Here is a 17,567-nt window from a genome sequence, read left to right as displayed (position 1 = left end):
CCGGCTCAGCCCTGCATGTGCTCCACAAACTGATGCACCAACGGCCCGGCATCACGTCGATAGGCCAGCGCCACCGTACTCACGCACCCCGCGTCGGCCAGCGGCACGAAGCGCAGCGTCGCTGGCGCGATATCGCGCATGCACCGTGGCAGCAAGGCCACCCCGAACCCGGCCTGGATCAACTGCAACTGCGTGGTCTTGCGCGACACCACCCGCGCAGCCCGAGGGAAGAACCCTTCACGCATGCACAGCTCGGCCGACAGGTAGCTCAAGCCACCGCGCTGGCGGTGCGGGATGGAAATGAACGCCTCGTCGCGTAACTGCGCCAGGTACACCCTCGGCTCATCGGCCAGCGGGTGGTCTGCGGCCACCGCCAGCAGCAGCGGTTCGTCGAACAGCGGCTGCACGCACAGCCCTTCGTGCTGGCGCAGCACCGGCAGGCGCAGCAGGCCGAACTCCAGGCGACCTTCGGCCAGTTCCTCCAGTTGCGCCTCGGAAGATAGCTGCGCGATGTCCATCGACACGCCGGGGTTGTGCTGCAGGTAGCCCGTGAGCCGATCCAGCAGCGCGCCGGTCAGCGGCACCGTGCTCGAATGGCTCAGGCGCAGGCTGCCGCGCAGGCCCTGACCGATTTCGGTGGCCAGGCGGCAGGCCTTCTCCAGCTCGCCCAGCAGGTTGCGGGCCCGCGGCAGAAACGCCAGGCCCGCTGCGGTCAGGCGCGGCTGGCGGGCGGTGCGTTCGAACAGCGGGGTGGCCAGCTGACTCTCCAGCTCCTTTATCTGCCGGCTCAGCGCCGACTGCGCGACGAACAGGCGCTCGGCGGCAGCACTGAAACTGCCGGACTCGGCAATCTCGACGAAGTAGCGTAATTGTCGGGTGGAGATCATGAGGGATGCCTTTTCGAGATGGCTGATGGCGCAATTGCATATTAGTCGGCATGGCTGGCCAATGGCTAAAGTTCGTCTGAACGCTGCCTCACTCACGACTCAGGCATACACCATGCTCTCCACACTGCTCGACTCGCTCCCTTTCACTGCGCTCCAATGGTTGCCGATACTGCTTGGCATCGGCGTCGCCTACATCGTGTTCGGCATCGCCGGCTTCGGCACCGCGCTGGTCGCCGGGCCGGTCCTGATCAACTTCATGCCGCTGTCGCGCATCATCCCGTTGCTGGTGCTGCTGGACTTCGTCGCTGCCTTCGGCAACTGGCTGCCGGCGCGCAAGGCCGTGGTGCGCGGCGAACTGCTGCGCCTGCTGCCGTGCATGGCCATCGGCTGCACCCTGGGCGTGGTGTTCCTGCTCAACCTCAAGTCCGACCTGCTGCTGTTGCTGATGGGCCTGTTCATCAGCGCCTATGCGCTCTACAGCCTGGCGGTGAAGGTCAAGCCGGCGCGCCTGAATGCCGGCTGGTCGGTGCCGATGGGCATCACCGGCGGCCTGTTCGGTGCGCTGTTCGGCAGCGGCGGCTTCCTCTATGCCATCTACCTCAATGCCCGGCTCGACGCCAAGGAGCAGGTGCGCGCGACCCAGAGCGCGCTGATCAGTTGCAGCACCGTGGTGCGCCTGAGCCTGTTCCTGATTGCCGGGGTGTACGCCGACCTGCCGTTGCTGCTGCTTGCCCTGTGCCTGCTGCCGATGATGTTCGCCGGCCTGTGGGTGGGGCGCCGGCTGACCCTGAAGATGTCCCGCGAAACCTTCGTGCGGCTGGTCACCTGGCTGGTGCTGGCCAGCGGCATCGCGCTGATCGCGCGCTACCTGAGTGAGGTAAACTGGCACCTTTAACCTGTTCGGCCGCCTTCATGACATTCCAGAGCATCATCGTCCCCAAGATCTCCACCGTGCCGGTGCACGAGCCGCGCGCCCGCGCGATCCTGCGTTGGCTGGTACGCGAAAAGGTGATCGAGGAACAGCTCAGCACCTGCGGGCGCACCGGCAACCGCATGGGCTATGCCATCGCCGAGGGTGCGCGCAAGGTGGTCGAGCGGCCGCAGCTGCTACCGTACGGCCAGCCCGTCAATGGCCTGGAAGTCATCTACAAGCGCTGCATCTATACGCCCACCGAAGGCTTTCTCGAAGAAGCCGGCTGCGCCGAGTGCCGCCGGGAAGTGGGGGTGGAGCTGTTCGCCAGCCTGGAAGAGTGGATGCCCGGCATCAGCGACAACTTCACCTGCCCGCGCTGCGGCCATGAAGACGACATCAACGGCTTCCTTTACCTGCAGCCCTGTGCCTTTTCCAACCTGGGGTTCATCTTCAACAACTGGGGCGAGGCCGGTTTCAAGCCGTCTTTCATCGATGCCTTTGCCGACTGGCTCGACCAGCCGGTGGCAGTGGTGCAGGTAAAGCTGCAAGACAACTGACCGAAGGCCCATCTTTACATTGAGTCACACGGCGCGCATGAGTATAATGGCGCGCTTCCATTTTCCCGCCCGGGAGCCCCCGCGATGCTGCGTATCAGCCAAGAAGCCCTGACCTTCGACGACATTCTCCTAGTACCCGGTTACTCCGAGGTGCTACCTAACGAAGTCAGTCTCAAGACCCGTTTGACCCGTGGCATCGAGCTGAACATTCCACTGGTTTCCGCCGCCATGGACACCGTGACCGAAGCCCGTCTGGCCATTGCCATGGCCCAGGAAGGCGGCATCGGCATCATCCACAAGAACATGACCATCGAGCAGCAGGCTGCCGAAGTGCGCAAGGTCAAGAAGTTCGAGGCCGGCGTGGTCAAGGACCCGATCACCATCGAGGCCGACGCCACCGTACGCGACCTGTTCGAACTGACCCGCCTGCACAACATCTCCGGCGTGCCGGTGCTGCACAACGGCGACCTGGTCGGCATCGTCACCTCCCGTGACGTGCGCTTCGAAAACCGCCTCGACGCCACCGTGCGTGAAGTGATGACGCCCAAAGAGCGTCTGGTCACGGTCAGCGAAGGCGCGGACAAAAACGAGGCCCGCGAGCTGCTGCACAAGCACCGCATCGAGCGCGTACTGATCGTCGACGACAAGTTCGCCCTCAAGGGCATGATGACCGTCAACGACATCGAGAAAGCCAAGGCCTACCCGCTGGCCAGCAAGGACGACCAGGGTCGCCTGCGCGTCGGTGCTGCAGTGGGTACCGGCAAGGACACCGGCGACCGCGTGACCGCACTGGTTGCTGCCGGCGTCGACGTGGTGGTGGTCGACACCGCCCACGGCCACTCCAAGGGCGTTATCGACCGCGTGCGCTGGGTCAAGCAGAACTTCCCCGACGTGCAGGTGATCGGCGGCAACATCGCCACCGGCGCAGCCGCCAAGGCCCTGGCCGAAGCCGGCGCCGACGCGGTCAAGGTCGGTATCGGCCCTGGCTCGATCTGCACCACCCGTATCGTCGCCGGCGTCGGCGTGCCGCAGATCAGCGCCATCGCCAATGTGGCTGCCGCGCTGGAAGGCACCGGCGTACCGCTGATCGCCGACGGTGGCATCCGCTTCTCCGGTGACCTGTCCAAGGCCATCGTCGCCGGCGCCAGCGCCGTGATGATGGGTTCGATGTTCGCCGGTACCGAAGAGGCCCCGGGCGAGATCGAGCTGTTCCAGGGTCGTTCCTACAAGGCCTACCGCGGCATGGGTTCGCTGGGTGCGATGTCCCAGGCCCAGGGTTCCTCGGACCGCTACTTCCAGGACTCCTCGGCCGGTGCCGAGAAGCTGGTACCGGAAGGTATCGAAGGTCGCGTGCCGTACAAGGGCACCCTGACCGCGATCATCCACCAGCTGATGGGCGGCCTGCGTTCCTCGATGGGTTACACCGGCAGCGCCAACATCGAAGAAATGCGTACCAAGCCCGAGTTCGTGCGCATCACCGGTGCCGGCATGGCCGAATCCCACGTGCATGACGTGCAGATCACCAAGGAAGCGCCAAACTACCGCGTAGGTTGATGCTCCTGGCAATACCTGTAAGCGGGGCTGTTCACGACAGCCCCGCGTCGTTTCCGATTACCACTGACGAGATTGAGTCATGGCCCTCGACATTCACGCTCACCGTATCCTGATCCTCGACTTCGGTTCCCAGTACACCCAGCTGATCGCCCGCCGCGTGCGCGAAATCGGCGTGTACTGCGAACTGCACCCGTTCGACATGGACGACGAGGCGATTCGCGAATTCGCCCCCCGCGGGATCATTCTCGCCGGCGGCCCCGAGTCGGTGCACGAAGCCGACAGCCCGCGCGCGCCACAGGCCGTATGGGACCTGGGCGTACCGGTATTCGGTATCTGCTACGGCATGCAGACCATGGCCGAGCAACTGGGCGGCAAGGTTGAAGGTTCCGAGCTGCGCGAGTTCGGCTACGCCCGTGTCGATGTGGTCGGCAAGAGCCGCCTGCTCGACGGCATCGAAGACCACGTCGACGCTGACGGCGTATTCGGCCTGGACGTGTGGATGAGCCACGGTGACAAGGTCACCCGCATCCCGGAAGACTTCCACATCCTGGCCAGCACCCCAAGCTGCCCGATCGCCGGCATGTTCAACGATGATCGCGGCTACTACGGCGTGCAGTTCCACCCGGAAGTGACCCACACCAAGCAGGGCGGTCGCATCCTGTCGCGCTTCATCCTCGACATCTGCGGCTGCGAAGCACTGTGGACCCCGTCGAAGATCGCCGAAGACGCAATCGCCCAGGTGCGCGCCCAGGTCGGCACCGACAACGTGCTGCTGGGCCTGTCCGGCGGCGTGGACTCCTCTGTGGTTGCGGCGCTGCTGCACAAGGCCATCGGTGACCAGCTGACCTGCGTGTTCGTCGACAACGGCCTGCTGCGCCTGCACGAAGGCGAGCAGGTGATGGCCATGTTCGCCGAGAACATGGGCGTCAAGGTGATCCGTGCCAACGCCGAGGACCAGTTCCTGAACAACCTGGCCGGCGAAGCGGACCCCGAGAAGAAGCGCAAGATCATTGGTCGCACTTTCATCGACGTGTTCGATGCCGAGTCGAACAAGCTGCACAACATCAAGTACCTGGCCCAGGGCACCATCTACCCCGACGTGATCGAGTCGGCCGGTGCCAAGAGCGGCAAGGCCCACGTGATCAAGTCGCACCACAACGTCGGTGGCCTGCCGGAGGAAATGAACCTCAAGCTGGTCGAGCCGCTGCGCGAACTGTTCAAGGACGAAGTCCGTCGTCTGGGCCTGGAGCTGGGCCTGCCGTACGACATGGTCTACCGTCACCCGTTCCCGGGCCCGGGCCTGGGTGTGCGCATCCTGGGTGAAGTGAAGAAGGAATACGCCGACCTGCTGCGTCGTGCCGACCACATCTTCATCGAAGAGCTGCGCAAGGCCGACTGGTACCACAAGGTCAGCCAGGCCTTCGTGGTATTCCAGCCGGTGAAATCGGTGGGCGTGGTCGGTGACGGCCGTCGTTACGCCTGGGTGGTGGCGCTGCGTGCGGTCGAGACCATCGACTTCATGACCGCGCGTTGGGCGCACCTGCCATACGAACTGCTGGAAACCGTCAGCGGCCGCATCATCAACGAGATCGAAGGCATCTCGCGCGTCACCTACGACGTATCGAGCAAGCCGCCTGCGACGATCGAGTGGGAATGATGCACGCCCTGAACTGACCGGCACCCGCCAGCCAGAAAGCCAAAAGCCCGCCTAATAGCGGGCTTTTGGCTTTCTGGCTGGCGGCATCTGCACCATGCGCTTCATTCACGGCTTGTCATAAGGAACATCCCGCACCTTGCCATAGCCGATCTGGAACGGCTCCATCGCACGGAAGGTAGGCGGCGTCGTGGAGATCATCCTGGCGGTGTGGATCAGCTTCGGCACAAGCTCCGCAACCGCTCGCTCGAAGCTCCAGTAGGCCGTCGACACCGACAGGTTCACCGCCGCCACCGCCTCGCCACGAATGTTGTACACCGGCACGGCAAAGGCCAGGTCGCTGAGGTAGAACTCCTCGATGCTGTAGGCGAAGCCAGTCTCCCGAACCTTGGCGATGATGCTCGTTAGCGTTTCGACGTCGGTAATCGTGTGCGGTGTGAATCTGGGCCGATCCACACCGGTGAGAATGTGCCTGATCTGCTCATCGGGCAGCGCCGAGAGAAAGGCGCGGCCTGCCGACGAGCAGAAGATCGGCAGTCGCCTACCGACGGGCATGTGCACGACGGCGCGATGCGGGCTGGGGAATCGCCCGATGTACACCATCTCGTGCCCATCGCGTTCGGCCAGGTTGACCGTCTCGCCGGTCTGGCGGTTCAGGTCCAGCAGGTAAGGGTTGGCTCGCTCCAGCAGCACGTGCGCCTGTAGGTAGCGGTAGCCGGTATCCAGGGTGCGAGGCGACAGCGAGTAGCGCTTGGATGCTGCGTCCTTTCGTAACAGGCCCAATGTGACCAGGGTATGAGTGAAGCGCTGAGCCGCACTTTTGGTAACACCCGCAGCTTCTGAAATTTCTTTCAGGTTCATCGTCGGCCGTTCGGCCGTGAATGCATCGAGGACGCCGAGGCCGGTGGCCAGGGCCTGGACAAACAGGGGGGACTCGTTTGGCTCCATGAAACTCTCCAGACCAACGTGGTGCAGCAGTGGCGTGCCGAGCACTGAATTGGGGCGTAACGGTGAAAAATGGCCCGCCGAGGGGGCTGCCTGACGAAGCAAGTCTAACCGCTCATACCGTTGTGAAATATCACACTCGAGTTTGCTCGTATTGCTGTGCGATACATTGATATCAGATTCGGTACAGGCTCTGCATCCTCTCGGGGACTCATCCATCAAGAGCCCTGTACAAGATGCCCACTACTCAAGCTCGCAAACCCGAAGCGATCGTCATCGGCGCCGGAATAGTCGGCCTGTGTACCGCCTACCATCTGCTTGCGACGGGCGTTTCGGTAACCGTCATCGATCCCGGTGCTCCGGGGGCGGAGTGCTCGTCCGGCAACGCCGGCTCGATTGCCTCCGGTGCCGTGGCCCCCCTGGCCATGCCCGGCGTGTTGAAGCAGGCGCCGCGCATGCTGCTCGACCCCACGGGGCCGTTGTACCTTCCCGCCAGTTACCTGCTCACGGTGGCGCCGTGGATGGCGCGCTTTGTTGCCGCCTCGCGACCGGCCAGGGTTGCGCAGATTGCCCAGGCCCTGCATGCATTGCTGGGGGATGCGACAACCCAGCACAAGGCCATCGCCGCCAAGGCTGGCTGCCGTGAACTGATCGCGGAAACGGGTCAACTGCACCTTTACCCCGATCAGGCCAGCCTGGAGAAAGACAACGCCGGCTGGGCCCTGAAAAAACAGCATGGGCTCGACGCCCGGCATGTCACGGGCGAAGAGATCCGAGCGCTGGAGCCTGCGCTCGGGCCGATCTATCAAACCGGCTACTACCTGCCCGATCAGCTGTGGGTCCGGGAGCCGCAGCGCTACGCCACAGTCATTGCAGAGCATCTGAAGACGCGCGGCGTGAGGTTCATCCGCGATCGAGTGCAACGCCTGGCACGGGATACCAGCGGCTGGCGCGTTGGCGCCCAGTCCGGGGACTACTGTGCGGTGCAGGTGGTTGTCGCTGCAGGTGCCTGGTCTGCTCAACTGCTGCGCCCGCTGGGGGTGAAGGTTCCGCTGGAAACACAACGCGGCTACCACCTGCGTTTTCCCCACGGCGGCGTGGAGCTTCAGCGCATCGTGGTTCTCGCAGACCGCAAGGTGTTCATGACGCCCATGCAGCAAGGGCTGCGGGTTGCCGGCACCGTCGAGTTCGGCGGCCTGCAGCGAGCGCCAAGCAGCCCTCGCGCGCAGTTGCTCGCCGCTCACGCCAAGGCAGGGCTTCCAGGCCTGGACATTCGTGCTGCCACCGAGTGGATGGGCCACCGTCCGTGTCTCCCCGATTCGCTTCCGGTGATTGGCGAGCTTCCCGGGCACACGGGCCTGTGGTGCGCGTTCGGCCACGGCCACCTCGGGTTGACCGGATCGGCGGGCACGGGACGCTTGCTGGCTCTGGCCATGTCAGGGTCTGTCGATGCCCAACGCGACTTGTTGCCCTTTTCGATCAGCCGTTTCTGACCTACTCACACCCCAGGAGATGACCATGAACAACGCCATCACGCGCCACCAGACCAACGCCCGCATGAGCCGCATTGTCGTGCATGCGGGCACCGCCTACTTTGCCGGGGTTGTCGCCGCCGAGCGAAGTGGCGATATCAAGGCCCAGACGACCGAGATTCTCAAGCGCATCGACGCGTTGCTCGCTTCTGTCGGCAGTGACAGCACCCGACTGCTCACTGCGCAGATCTGGCTCAAGGACATCGCCACCGACTTCCAGGGCATGAACGAGGCCTGGGATGCGTGGGTACCGCATGGCTGCGCGCCCACCCGCGCCACTTGCCAGGCCCTGCTGGGTGCCCCCGACATGCTCGTGGAAATCATCGTTACCGCAGCTGTGTGACCTTCACTCTGCGAACAACAGGAGACGTCCCATGCTCACCCGATTGATCAAACTGACCACCTGTGCGGCACTGACTCTTCCCGTCCTGCTGGGCACTGCCCAGGCCCAGGACACACTGCGCGTCGGCGCCACACCCACTGCGGTGCCCTTCAACTTCCTGGACACCAGGACCAACACGCTTCGGGGCGTGATGATCGATATCACCCAGGCGCTGGGCAAGGAGCTTGGTTTCACGCCCGAGCTGCGTCCGATCCCCTTCGGTGGCCTGGTGCCGTCGTTGCAGACGGACAAGATAGACATGATCAGCTCTGCTTTCGCCATGAATGCCCAGCGCGCCCAGGTGGTCGACTTCTCCGACGAACTGTTCGCCTACAGCGAGGAGGTGATTGCCAACAGCCAGGACACGACGGCGTACCACAGCAGCGCCGACTTCGCCGGCAAGAAGGTCGGCGTGCAGACTGGCACCGTGTCGGTGGAACCGATGAAAGCCCAGCAGGGCATCAAGGAGCTGCGGATGTACGACAGCATGTCCGACATGATTCGCGAGGTGGCCCTGGGGCGTATCGATGTTGCCGTAGGCGATGGCCCGGTGATGCTCTACACCGTGCAGCAGTCCGGCTCCAGCAAGCTGCGCGTTGCCGATGACTACCAGAAGCAGATCCGTATCGCGATCGGCGTGGCGGTGCGCAAAGGCAACAGCGAGCTGCTCGCCCGAATCAATGGCGGTGTAGCCAAGCTCAAGGCCGACGGTACGCTCGACGCGATCCTCACCAAATGGAACGTCAAGAAACTCTGATTCGTGATCACGGCCACCGCCCGACGGTGCCCGCATGTGAGGATGCAATCCTATGTTCGAAGGTTTTTTCAGCCAGGCAGTCGAGTACTTTCCGATACTGATGGAAGGTGCCTGGACAACGATCGGCATCACCCTGTGCGCGCTGCTCATCAGTACCTTGCTGGGGTTGTTCTGGGCGCTGTTGCGGGTCAGCAGCGTGCGCTGGCTGGCCGAAGGCTCGCGCTACCTGACCAATGCCATTCGCGGCATCCCGATCATCGTCATTCTGTTCTACCTGTACTTCGTGTTGCCGGAAATGGGCGTGGACATGAGTGCGTTCCAGGCCGGTGCCATGGGGCTCGGGCTTGCCTATTCCGCCTACATGGCCGAGGTGTTTCGCTCGGGTATCCAGGCCATCGACCCCGGTCAGAACGAGGCGGCGCACTCCATCGGCATGAGCCGCGCAATGACCATGCGCCGGGTGATCCTGCCCCAGGCGTTGAAGATCGCGCTGCCGCCATACAGCAACAACATGATCATGCTGCTCAAGGACTCCTCCCAGGCCTCGATCATCACCGTGGTCGAGCTGTCGATGCAGGGCAAGCTGATCGCGGCAGCATCGTTCAACAACGCCAACATCTTCACCCTGGTTGCCCTGATGTACCTGTGCCTGAGCCTGCCTCTGATGGGGTTGGCCGGCTGGCTCGAACGCAAATACAAAAGGAGTGCCCGATGATCCGCATCGACAACATCACCAAGTCGTTTGGTCCGCACCAGGTGCTCCATGGCATCAGTGCAGAGATCCGCCAGGGCGAAGTGGTTTGCCTGATCGGCCCTTCGGGCTCGGGCAAGTCCACGGTGCTGCGTTGCATCAATGGCCTGGAGCGCTACGACGGCGGCGTGATCAGCATTGACGGCGTCACGGTCGACGCCAGCTCCGGGAACATCCGCCAGATCTGTCGCTCGGTGGGTATGGTGTTTCAGCGGTTCAACCTTTTCCCCCATCGCACCGTCCTGGAAAACGTGATCGAGGGCCCGGTGTACGTAAAGGGTGAACCCGTCGACAAGGCCCGCAAGCGTGGCAAGGAACTGCTCGACCGTGTCGGCCTGGCCGCGAAGTACAACGCCTATCCGCCGCAGCTTTCCGGCGGCCAGCAGCAGCGCGTGGCGATTGCCAGGGCACTTGCCATGGAACCCAGGGCCATGCTGTTCGATGAGCCCACCTCGGCGCTCGACCCCGAGCTGGTCGGTGAGGTCCTGGCCGTCATGAAGAGCCTGGCCCAGGAAGGCATGACCATGGTGGTGGTGACCCACGAGATGGGCTTCGCACGCGCCGTGTCGACCCGCACGCTGTTCCTTGAAGGCGGCTCGATCGTCGCCGAAGGGCCATCGGCGCAGATCCTGAGCAACCCGACCAACGAGCGCATGAAGGACTTCCTGCGCCGGGTATCCCATTCCTGATCGCGGGCGTAGCTCAAGCATTTTCGGGCATCGCGCATCAGGTGCGTGGCGGCCTCAACATGACCAGACGAGAATCCAGACATGCAGCACAAAGCCGTACTGAGCCACACAGATGTTCGCCGGATCCTGGACGCCGCCTGCGTGCAGGCTCGACAGAACGATTGGGAGGTCGCCATCGCGGTCGTCGATGACGGTGGCCATCCGCTCGCGCTTGCGCGCCTTGACGGGTGCGCTCCGATCGGTGCCTACATCGCATCGGAAAAGGCCCGGAGCGCGGCGCTGGGGCGGCGCGAGACCAAAGGCTACGAAGACATGGTCAACGGTGGGCGCACGGCGTTTGTTGGTGCCCCGTTGATCACGCCGCTCGAAGGCGGTGTGCCGATCATCGTCGACGGCCAGGTGGTCGGTGCAGTGGGGGTGTCCGGGGTCAAGGCGCAGCAGGATGCGCAGGTCGCCAAGGCGGGCGTCGCAGCGCTGTGATCCGTTGGCGGTGTATCCAGGCGTCGAGTAGCCTCAAGTTGCCCCGGCCGCAGGCGCGCTTGCTATCCTGCACGCCTTTGCGCCCCAGCCAGGAGAACCGGTCATGGTCAACCGCGTGTTCAACTTTCCCATCGACGCTACCATCGAGGCCATCGGCGGGCGTTGGAAGTGCTCCATCCTGTGCCACCTGATGGAAGGCCCCAAGCGCACAGGCGAGCTGCTGCGCCTGATGCGCCCCTTGTCGTCGAAGGTGCTCACCGAGCAACTCAAGGAGTTGCAGGGCGATCTGCTGGTCGAGCGCGAAGCCTTCCCTGGCAAGGTGCCCAAGGTGCTGTATCGGGTGACCGAGCACGGCCGCACCTTGCAGCCGATCATCGATGCGATGTGCCAGTGGGGTGCCCTGCATTCAGGTAATGCGCTGGCCACCGAGACACCGCCGGCGCCCGCCGAAGGCTGAACTCAGGCTGCCTGGGCAAATTGGCGCAGGTAATCCAGGTAACCTTCGGCGTTGGCCTCCAGCTCCGCCGGGTCGATGGCGTACTCGGCACCATAGAACACCCACGGGCGTACCGGCAGTGCTTCGATGTAGCGGAGGGTGACTTCCAGCGGGCGCAGCAGTTCGTCCAGGCTGTAGCTGTAACGCCCGCCGGCCCTGTAATCGTCTTGCCCGATGCCGGCAGAAATCGCCATGCCAATGCGTTTGCCCGCCAGCTGGCGCTGCCCTTCGCCGTGGCCGTAGGCAAAGTCGTGGGTGAGCACTTCGTCCTGCCATTGCTTGAGCAGCGGCGGGGTGCTGAACCAGTAGAACGGGAACTGCCACACGATGCTGTCATGGGCGCGAACCAGTGCCTGCTCGGCTTCCACGTCCAGCGCGCCGCCCTGGGGATACACCTCGTACAGGCGGTGCAGGGTGACGTTCATGTCGCTGGCTTCAAGGGCTTTCAACCAGGCCTGGTTGACCACGGATTTTTCCAGGTTGGGGTGGGCGAGAATGATCAGGGTGCGCATGGCTCGGGACTCCAGTGATTGAGGCGGGCAATCTAGGGCGGGCGCCAGATCCCCACAAGTACGCACCTTTTTGTAACCACCCGGGGCCGCCCACGCGGTTTCACGTTGAACCGCAGGCGCGGCGGTTTTCACCAAGCCATCGATAAAAAAGATATACACTCGCCTGCATCTATAAAAACAACGTACCGGGTAATGCCCATGATGACTCTGCGTCAGATCCGCCACTTCATTGCCGTGGCCGAGACCGGTTCGATCTCGGCTGCGGCCCAGGCGGTGTACATCTCCCAGTCCACCCTGACCCTGGCCATCCAGCAGCTGGAACAGGAAATCGGCGTGAGCCTGTTCAATCGCCACGCCAAGGGCATGCACCTGACCCACCAGGGCCATCAGTTCCTGCGCCAGGCGCACCTGATCCTGGCCACGGTGGACAACGCCAAGCGCAGCCTGCAGCAGAGCACCGACCAGGTCGCCGGCCAGCTGGTGGTGGGTGTGACCAGCCTGGTGGCGGGTTACTACCTGGCCGACCTGCTCACGCGCTTCCAGCGTGCCTACCCCAACGTCGAAATCCGCGTGATGGAAGACGAGCGACCGTACATCGAGCACCTGCTGGTCAGCGGCGAAATCGATGTGGGCGTGCTGATACTCTCCAACCTCGAAGACCGTCACGCCCTGCAATCGGAGGTGCTGACCCACTCGCCCTACCGGCTGTGGCTACCGGCCCAGCACCCGTTGCTCGAAAACGACAGCATCAACCTGGGCGACGTGGCCCGGGAGTCGCTGATCCAGCTGAACGTCGACGAGATGGACCACACCGCCCAGCGCCAGTGGGCGCAGGCCGGGCTGCAGCCGCGCATCACCCTGCGCACGGCCTCGACCGAGGCGGTGCGCAGCCTGGTGGCAGCGGGCCTGGGGGTTTCGATACAGCCTGACATGACTTACCGCCCGTGGTCGCTGGAAGGCGACATCATCGAGGCCCGCCCGATTGCCGACCTGACCCAGACCCTCGACGTGGGCCTGGCCTGGCGCCGCGGCACGGCGCGCCCGGCGCTGGTCGACCCGTTTCTGACGGTCGCCCGCGAGCAGCCCCACGGCGGGCGCAAGTCATCCCTTTAGCCGCATGGCCACACCACAAGAAGGAACCCTGCACATGCCAGTCGCGCAGACCCCGTTGTCCACCGCACTCCTGATCGATGGCGAACTAGTCGCAGGCGAGGGCGTCGTCGAGCCGATCCTCAACCCGGCCACCGGCCAGGTGCTGACCCCTATCGCCGAAGCCAGCGCCGAGCAGACCGAGGCCGCGATCCTGGCCGCCCACCGCGCGTTCGCCGGTTGGGCCCGCACCACGCCGCAGCAGCGCTCCAACCTGCTGCTGGAGATCGCCAGTACCATCGAGCAGCACGCCGACGCCTTCGCCCGGCTCGAAGCGCTGAACTGCGGCAAGCCGCTGCACCTGGCGCGCAAGGATGATCTGAGCGCCACCGTCGATGTGTTCCGCTTCTTCGCCGGCGCGGTGCGCTGCCAGACCGGTCAGCTCAGTGGCGAATACGTACCCGGCTACACCAGCATGGTGCGCCGCGACCCGATCGGGGTGGTGGCATCGATCGCGCCGTGGAACTACCCGATCATGATGGCCGCCTGGAAGATCGCGCCGGCCCTGGCCGCAGGCAACACCCTGGTGTTCAAGCCGTCCGAGCACACCCCGCTGTCGATCCTGGCCCTGGCGCCGGCGCTGGCGCGGATCCTGCCGCGCGGGGTGATCAACATCATCTGCGGCGGTGGCGAGAACGTCGGCGCTCACCTGGTCGGCCACCCCAAGGTCCGCATGGTCTCGCTGACCGGCGATATCGTCACCGGGCAGAAGATCCTCTCCACAGCGGCCAAAACCCTCAAGCGCACCCACCTGGAACTGGGCGGCAAGGCCCCGGTGATCGTCTGCGACGATGCCGACCTGCAGGCGGTGGTCGAGGGCGTGCGTGCCTATGGCTACTACAACGCCGGGCAGGACTGTACCTCGGCGTGCCGGGTCTACGCCCAGGCCGGCATCCACGACCGGCTGGTGGCCGAACTCGGGGCTGCGGTCAGCAGCATTCGCTATGCCGGCGCGCACGATGCCGACAACGAGATCGGCCCGCTGATCAGCACGCGCCAGCGCGACCGGGTGTCCAGCTTCGTCGAGCGCGCCCTCAGCCAGCCGCACGTGGAGTGCGTCACGGGTGCGGCGATGCATGCCGGGCCCGGGTTCTACTACCAGCCGACGCTGCTGGCAGGCTGCCGGCAAACCGACGAGATCGTCCAGCGCGAGGTGTTCGGCCCGGTCGTCACCGTGACCCGTTTCGACGAGCTGGCCCAGGCCGTGGACTGGGCCAACGACTCCGAATATGGCCTGGCCTCGTCGGTGTGGACCCAGAACCTGGACAAGGCCATGCAGGTGGCGGCGCGCCTGCAGTACGGCTGCACCTGGATCAACAGCCATTTCATGCTGGTCAGCGAAATGCCCCACGGCGGGCTCAAGCGCTCGGGCTACGGCAAGGACCTGTCCAGCGACTCGCTGCAGGACTACAGCGTGGTGCGGCACATCATGGCGCGCCACGGGCAGCACCTGTAGGCCGCTACCCCCGGTGCACGGGGAGCATTCGATTTAATCGAATGCTCCCTTGAGTTTTTAGTAATTGTCGATCCGCTACCCGTGTCTTAGTGTCTGGCCCCATACCGGCCTGTGCCCACCGTGCAGCGCCTGGACAAGCGGTCCATCGGCTTCGGCGATCGGCTACCGCCACAACAATAACCAGACACCCACCGCCCAGGCGGCCCCTCTGACTCGTCTGCCATAACTACAACATTGCAAGTGCGCCCCAGTGCGAGAGGAACCTACCGATGCAATTCCAGTTTCTGTTACCTACCAAGATCGTCATGGAACCTGGCCTGCGCCAGCGTACCGGCGAGCACCTGACCGACCTGGGCCTGCGCCACGTGCTGCTGGTCACCGACCCGGGCGTGAAGAACGCCGGCCTGCTCGACAGCATCTATACCAGCCTGGACAAGGCCGGCGTGCGTTATGACGAGATCGTCGACGTCAAGCCCAACCCGCGCAGCGAAGACGTCAACCGCGCCGCCGAGCTGTATCGCGGCAAGGGCATCGACGGCGTGCTGGCAGTGGGTGGCGGCAGTGCGATGGACGCGGCCAAGGCGATCAGCGTACTGCTGACCCACGACGGCAAGGTCGAGGACTACGAAGGTGCCTTCACCCTCAAGGGCCCGGTGCTACCAATCGTGGCGATCCCGACCACCGCAGGCACCGGCAGCGAGGTCACGTTCTTCTCGGTGATCACCGACACCCGCCGCCAGTTCAAGATGAGCATCCTGGACTACCGCATCGGCCCGGTTCTGGCGCTGCTCGACTCGGACATCACCGCCACGCTGCCGCCGCACATCGCCGCCGCCACCGGCATGGACGCGCTGACCCACGCCATCGAGGCCTACACCGGCAAGCCGGCCAACCCGATCAGCGACGGCCTGGCCCTGCATGCCATTCGCCTGATCGCGCAGTACCTCAAGCCCGCCGTGCAGGAGCCGGACAACCGCGAGGCCCGCGAACAGATGCTGATCGCCAGCCTGATTGCCGGCATGGCCTTCGGCAATGCCGACATCGCCAGCGTACACTGCATCTCCGAAGCCATCGGCGGCATGTACGACACCCCGCACGGGGTGGGCAACGCGATCTTCCTGCCGTTCGTGTTCAGCCATAACCGCGACGCCGACCTGCGCCGCCATGCCGATGTCGCCTATGCCCTGGGCATCGACCCCAATCTTGGCGCCAGCGCTGCCGCCGAAGCGGGCGTGGAGCAGTTGTTCCGCATGAACCGCGAGCTGGGTATTCCGCGTTTCGCCGATGTGGCCGGGGTGCGCGAGGAGGACTTCCTGGCCATCGCAGAGAAGTCCAAGAGCAACATTTCCGATGCGAGCAACGCCAAGGAGATGTCAGTCGAGAGCTACCTCGACGTGATCCGCGCCGCCTACACCTACGCAGCCTGAGGCCCTAACCATGAGCGCATCGACTTCCTCCGCGCACCTGCGCCGGACCCTCGGGCCGGTGTCCGTGCTGTTGTTCGGCCTGGCCTTCATCGCCCCGCTGATCGTGTTCGGCACCTATGGCGTGATCGCCCAGGCCAGCCAGAACACCGTGGCGCTGTCCTATGTGGTGGCCTCCATCGGCGTGATCTTCACCGCCCTGAGCTACGGGCGCCTGGTGCGGATCTTCCCGGCGGCCGGTTCCGCCTACACCTACACCCGCAAGGTGTTCAACCCTGGCATCGGCTTCATGGTCGGCTGGGCCGCGCTGCTGGACTACTTCTTCATCCCGATGCTGATCTGGCTGCTGGGGGCCAGCTACCTGAGCCTGGCGTTCCCGGATGTACCGCAGTGGTGCTGGATCACCGGCTTCATCGTTTCCACCACCTTGCTCAACATCCTGGGCATCCAGGTCGCCAACCGCTTCAACATCATCCTGATGCTGATCCAGCTGACCATCATCGCGGTGTTCATCGCGCTGTGCTGGCACTACGTGTCGGCCATCAACGGCCCGGGCGGTCTGCTCTCGGTCAAGCCGTTCTTCAATGCCGACGTGCCGTTCTCGGCCACCATGGCCGGGGCCGCGATCGCCGCCTATTCGTTCCTGGGCTTCGACGCGCTGTCGACCCTGAGCGAAGAAACCGTCGAGCCCGAGCGCACCATCCCGCGTGCCATCCTGCTGGTGGCCCTGATCGGCGGCAGCCTGTACGTGGGCTCTTCGTACTTCATGTACCTGGCGCACCCGGCGGGCCTGTTCGAGAACATCGACGGCGCGGCCTTCGAAATCGCCAAGACCATCGGTGGCGACCTGTTCTTCGGCGTGGTGCTCACCGGCATCATCATTGCCCACTTCGCCGCCGGCCTGTCGTTCCAGGCCAGCGTGGGGCGTCTGCTGTATGCCCTGGGCCGCGACAACCAGCTGCCGCAGAAGCTGTTCGGCGTGCTGCACCCGCGCTACAGGACTCCGGTATTCAACATCGCCCTGTGCGGGGCCTTCGGTTTCGTCGGGTTCGGCCTGACCATCGCCACGGCTACTTCGCTGGTCAACTTCGGCGCCTTCCTGGCCTTCACCTCGGTCAACCTGTGCGCACTGAAACTGACCTTCGACCGCAGCATCGGCGACAAGGCCGGCGTGGTCCGCGGGGTGATCTTCCCCCTGGCCGGCGCCTTCACCTCGGGCTGGATGTTGATCAGCCTGGATGCCGACGCGCTGATTCTCGGCTGTTGCTGGGTGCTGCTGGGGCTGGTGTACCTGGCCTGGCGCACCCGGCTGTTCAGCACGGCAGTGCCTGAAGCCGCACTCTGAACCTGCGGGCGCCCGGCGCCTGCCCCCCCTGTAATGCTCCCCCTGTGCGCAGCCCGGCTGCGGGCACGGGGCGCTTGCGACTTT

18 protein-coding genes are annotated in these 17,567 nt (G+C 64.5%); 15 read left to right on the top strand and 3 right to left on the bottom strand.

Annotation, left to right across the window (positions count from 1 at the left end):
* Window positions 1-5: 5 nt before the first annotated feature.
* A complete protein-coding gene (locus DN387_RS23965; RefSeq protein ID WP_043860654.1) occupies window positions 6-887 on the bottom strand; it encodes a LysR family transcriptional regulator in 882 nt (293 codons plus the stop codon).
* A gap of 124 nt (window positions 888-1,011) precedes the next feature.
* Here DN387_RS23965 and DN387_RS23960 point away from each other — a divergent pair, with 124 nt between their 5' ends.
* From DN387_RS23960 to guaA, 4 genes are all read left to right on the top strand, one after another.
* Window positions 1,012-1,782 (top strand): sulfite exporter TauE/SafE family protein, encoded by a 771-nt coding sequence (locus DN387_RS23960; RefSeq protein WP_043860657.1) that lies wholly within the window; start codon window positions 1,012-1,014, stop codon window positions 1,780-1,782.
* Window positions 1,783-1,799: 17 nt separating this feature from the next.
* Entirely contained in the window at window positions 1,800-2,357 is a 558-nt protein-coding gene (locus DN387_RS23955) for a hypothetical protein (RefSeq protein ID WP_054915068.1), read from the top strand.
* Between the two features lie 84 nt (window positions 2,358-2,441).
* A complete protein-coding gene (gene guaB / locus DN387_RS23950) occupies window positions 2,442-3,911 on the top strand; it encodes an IMP dehydrogenase (RefSeq protein ID WP_043860652.1) in 1,470 nt (489 codons plus the stop codon).
* 79 nt (window positions 3,912-3,990) lie between these two features.
* Window positions 3,991-5,568, top strand: coding sequence for a glutamine-hydrolyzing GMP synthase (gene guaA / locus DN387_RS23945; protein WP_043860651.1), 1,578 nt, complete (start codon window positions 3,991-3,993; stop codon window positions 5,566-5,568).
* Between the two features lie 105 nt (window positions 5,569-5,673).
* Here guaA and DN387_RS23940 read toward each other — a convergent pair whose 3' ends face one another.
* Window positions 5,674-6,513, bottom strand: coding sequence for an IclR family transcriptional regulator (locus DN387_RS23940; RefSeq protein WP_054915067.1), 840 nt, complete (start codon window positions 6,511-6,513; stop codon window positions 5,674-5,676).
* A 233-nt stretch (window positions 6,514-6,746) separates the two neighbouring features.
* On the opposite strand from DN387_RS23940, the gene DN387_RS23935 reads away from it, so the two are divergent.
* The 7 genes from DN387_RS23935 to DN387_RS23905 all read left to right on the top strand — a co-directional run bounded on the left by DN387_RS23935 (window position 6,747) and on the right by DN387_RS23905 (window position 11,558).
* Window positions 6,747-8,003 (top strand): FAD-binding oxidoreductase, encoded by a 1,257-nt coding sequence (locus DN387_RS23935; protein ID WP_054915066.1) that lies wholly within the window; start codon window positions 6,747-6,749, stop codon window positions 8,001-8,003.
* Between the two features lie 25 nt (window positions 8,004-8,028).
* Window positions 8,029-8,385, top strand: a complete 357-nt coding sequence (locus DN387_RS23930) for a RidA family protein (protein ID WP_054915065.1) — start codon at window positions 8,029-8,031, stop codon at window positions 8,383-8,385.
* A 31-nt stretch (window positions 8,386-8,416) separates the two neighbouring features.
* Entirely contained in the window at window positions 8,417-9,181 is a 765-nt protein-coding gene (locus tag DN387_RS23925; RefSeq protein ID WP_054915064.1) for an ABC transporter substrate-binding protein, read from the top strand.
* A gap of 52 nt (window positions 9,182-9,233) precedes the next feature.
* Window positions 9,234-9,896 carry an amino acid ABC transporter permease gene (locus DN387_RS23920; protein WP_054915063.1) on the top strand — a complete coding sequence of 221 codons (663 nt, stop codon included), beginning with the start codon at window positions 9,234-9,236 and terminating at the stop codon, window positions 9,894-9,896.
* Window positions 9,893-10,621 carry an amino acid ABC transporter ATP-binding protein gene (locus DN387_RS23915; protein ID WP_054915062.1) on the top strand — a complete coding sequence of 243 codons (729 nt, stop codon included), beginning with the start codon at window positions 9,893-9,895 and terminating at the stop codon, window positions 10,619-10,621. The genes DN387_RS23920 and DN387_RS23915 overlap by 4 nt, the downstream gene beginning before the upstream one ends.
* An 81-nt stretch (window positions 10,622-10,702) precedes the next feature.
* Window positions 10,703-11,101 (top strand): heme-binding protein, encoded by a 399-nt coding sequence (locus DN387_RS23910; RefSeq protein WP_054915061.1) that lies wholly within the window; start codon window positions 10,703-10,705, stop codon window positions 11,099-11,101.
* Window positions 11,102-11,204: 103 nt separating this feature from the next.
* A complete protein-coding gene (locus tag DN387_RS23905) occupies window positions 11,205-11,558 on the top strand; it encodes a helix-turn-helix domain-containing protein (protein WP_043860650.1) in 354 nt (117 codons plus the stop codon).
* Window positions 11,559-11,560: 2 nt separating this feature from the next.
* Here the strand turns inward: DN387_RS23905 and DN387_RS23900 are convergent, their stop codons facing one another.
* Window positions 11,561-12,109, bottom strand: coding sequence for an NAD(P)H-dependent oxidoreductase (locus tag DN387_RS23900; protein WP_054915060.1), 549 nt, complete (start codon window positions 12,107-12,109; stop codon window positions 11,561-11,563).
* Between the two features lie 198 nt (window positions 12,110-12,307).
* Between DN387_RS23900 and DN387_RS23895 the strand changes: the two genes are divergently transcribed.
* The 4 genes from DN387_RS23895 (at window position 12,308) to DN387_RS23880 (ending at window position 17,483) form a co-directional block, all read left to right on the top strand.
* Window positions 12,308-13,222 (top strand): LysR family transcriptional regulator, encoded by a 915-nt coding sequence (locus tag DN387_RS23895; RefSeq protein WP_043860656.1) that lies wholly within the window; start codon window positions 12,308-12,310, stop codon window positions 13,220-13,222.
* Between the two features lie 34 nt (window positions 13,223-13,256).
* Entirely contained in the window at window positions 13,257-14,714 is a 1,458-nt protein-coding gene (locus DN387_RS23890) for a gamma-aminobutyraldehyde dehydrogenase (protein WP_043860648.1), read from the top strand.
* A 269-nt stretch (window positions 14,715-14,983) separates the two neighbouring features.
* Window positions 14,984-16,141, top strand: coding sequence for an iron-containing alcohol dehydrogenase (locus tag DN387_RS23885; protein WP_043860647.1), 1,158 nt, complete (start codon window positions 14,984-14,986; stop codon window positions 16,139-16,141).
* A gap of 10 nt (window positions 16,142-16,151) precedes the next feature.
* A complete protein-coding gene (locus tag DN387_RS23880) occupies window positions 16,152-17,483 on the top strand; it encodes an APC family permease (RefSeq protein ID WP_043860646.1) in 1,332 nt (443 codons plus the stop codon).
* Window positions 17,484-17,567 lie beyond the last annotated feature (84 nt).

This window comes from Pseudomonas sp. FBF18, from assembly GCF_024261405.1.
Taxonomy (GTDB): Bacteria; Pseudomonadota; Gammaproteobacteria; order Pseudomonadales; family Pseudomonadaceae; genus Aquipseudomonas; species Aquipseudomonas palmensis.
Note: the sequence above shows the minus strand (reverse complement) of the source record. Positions and strands in the feature narration are given on the sequence as shown.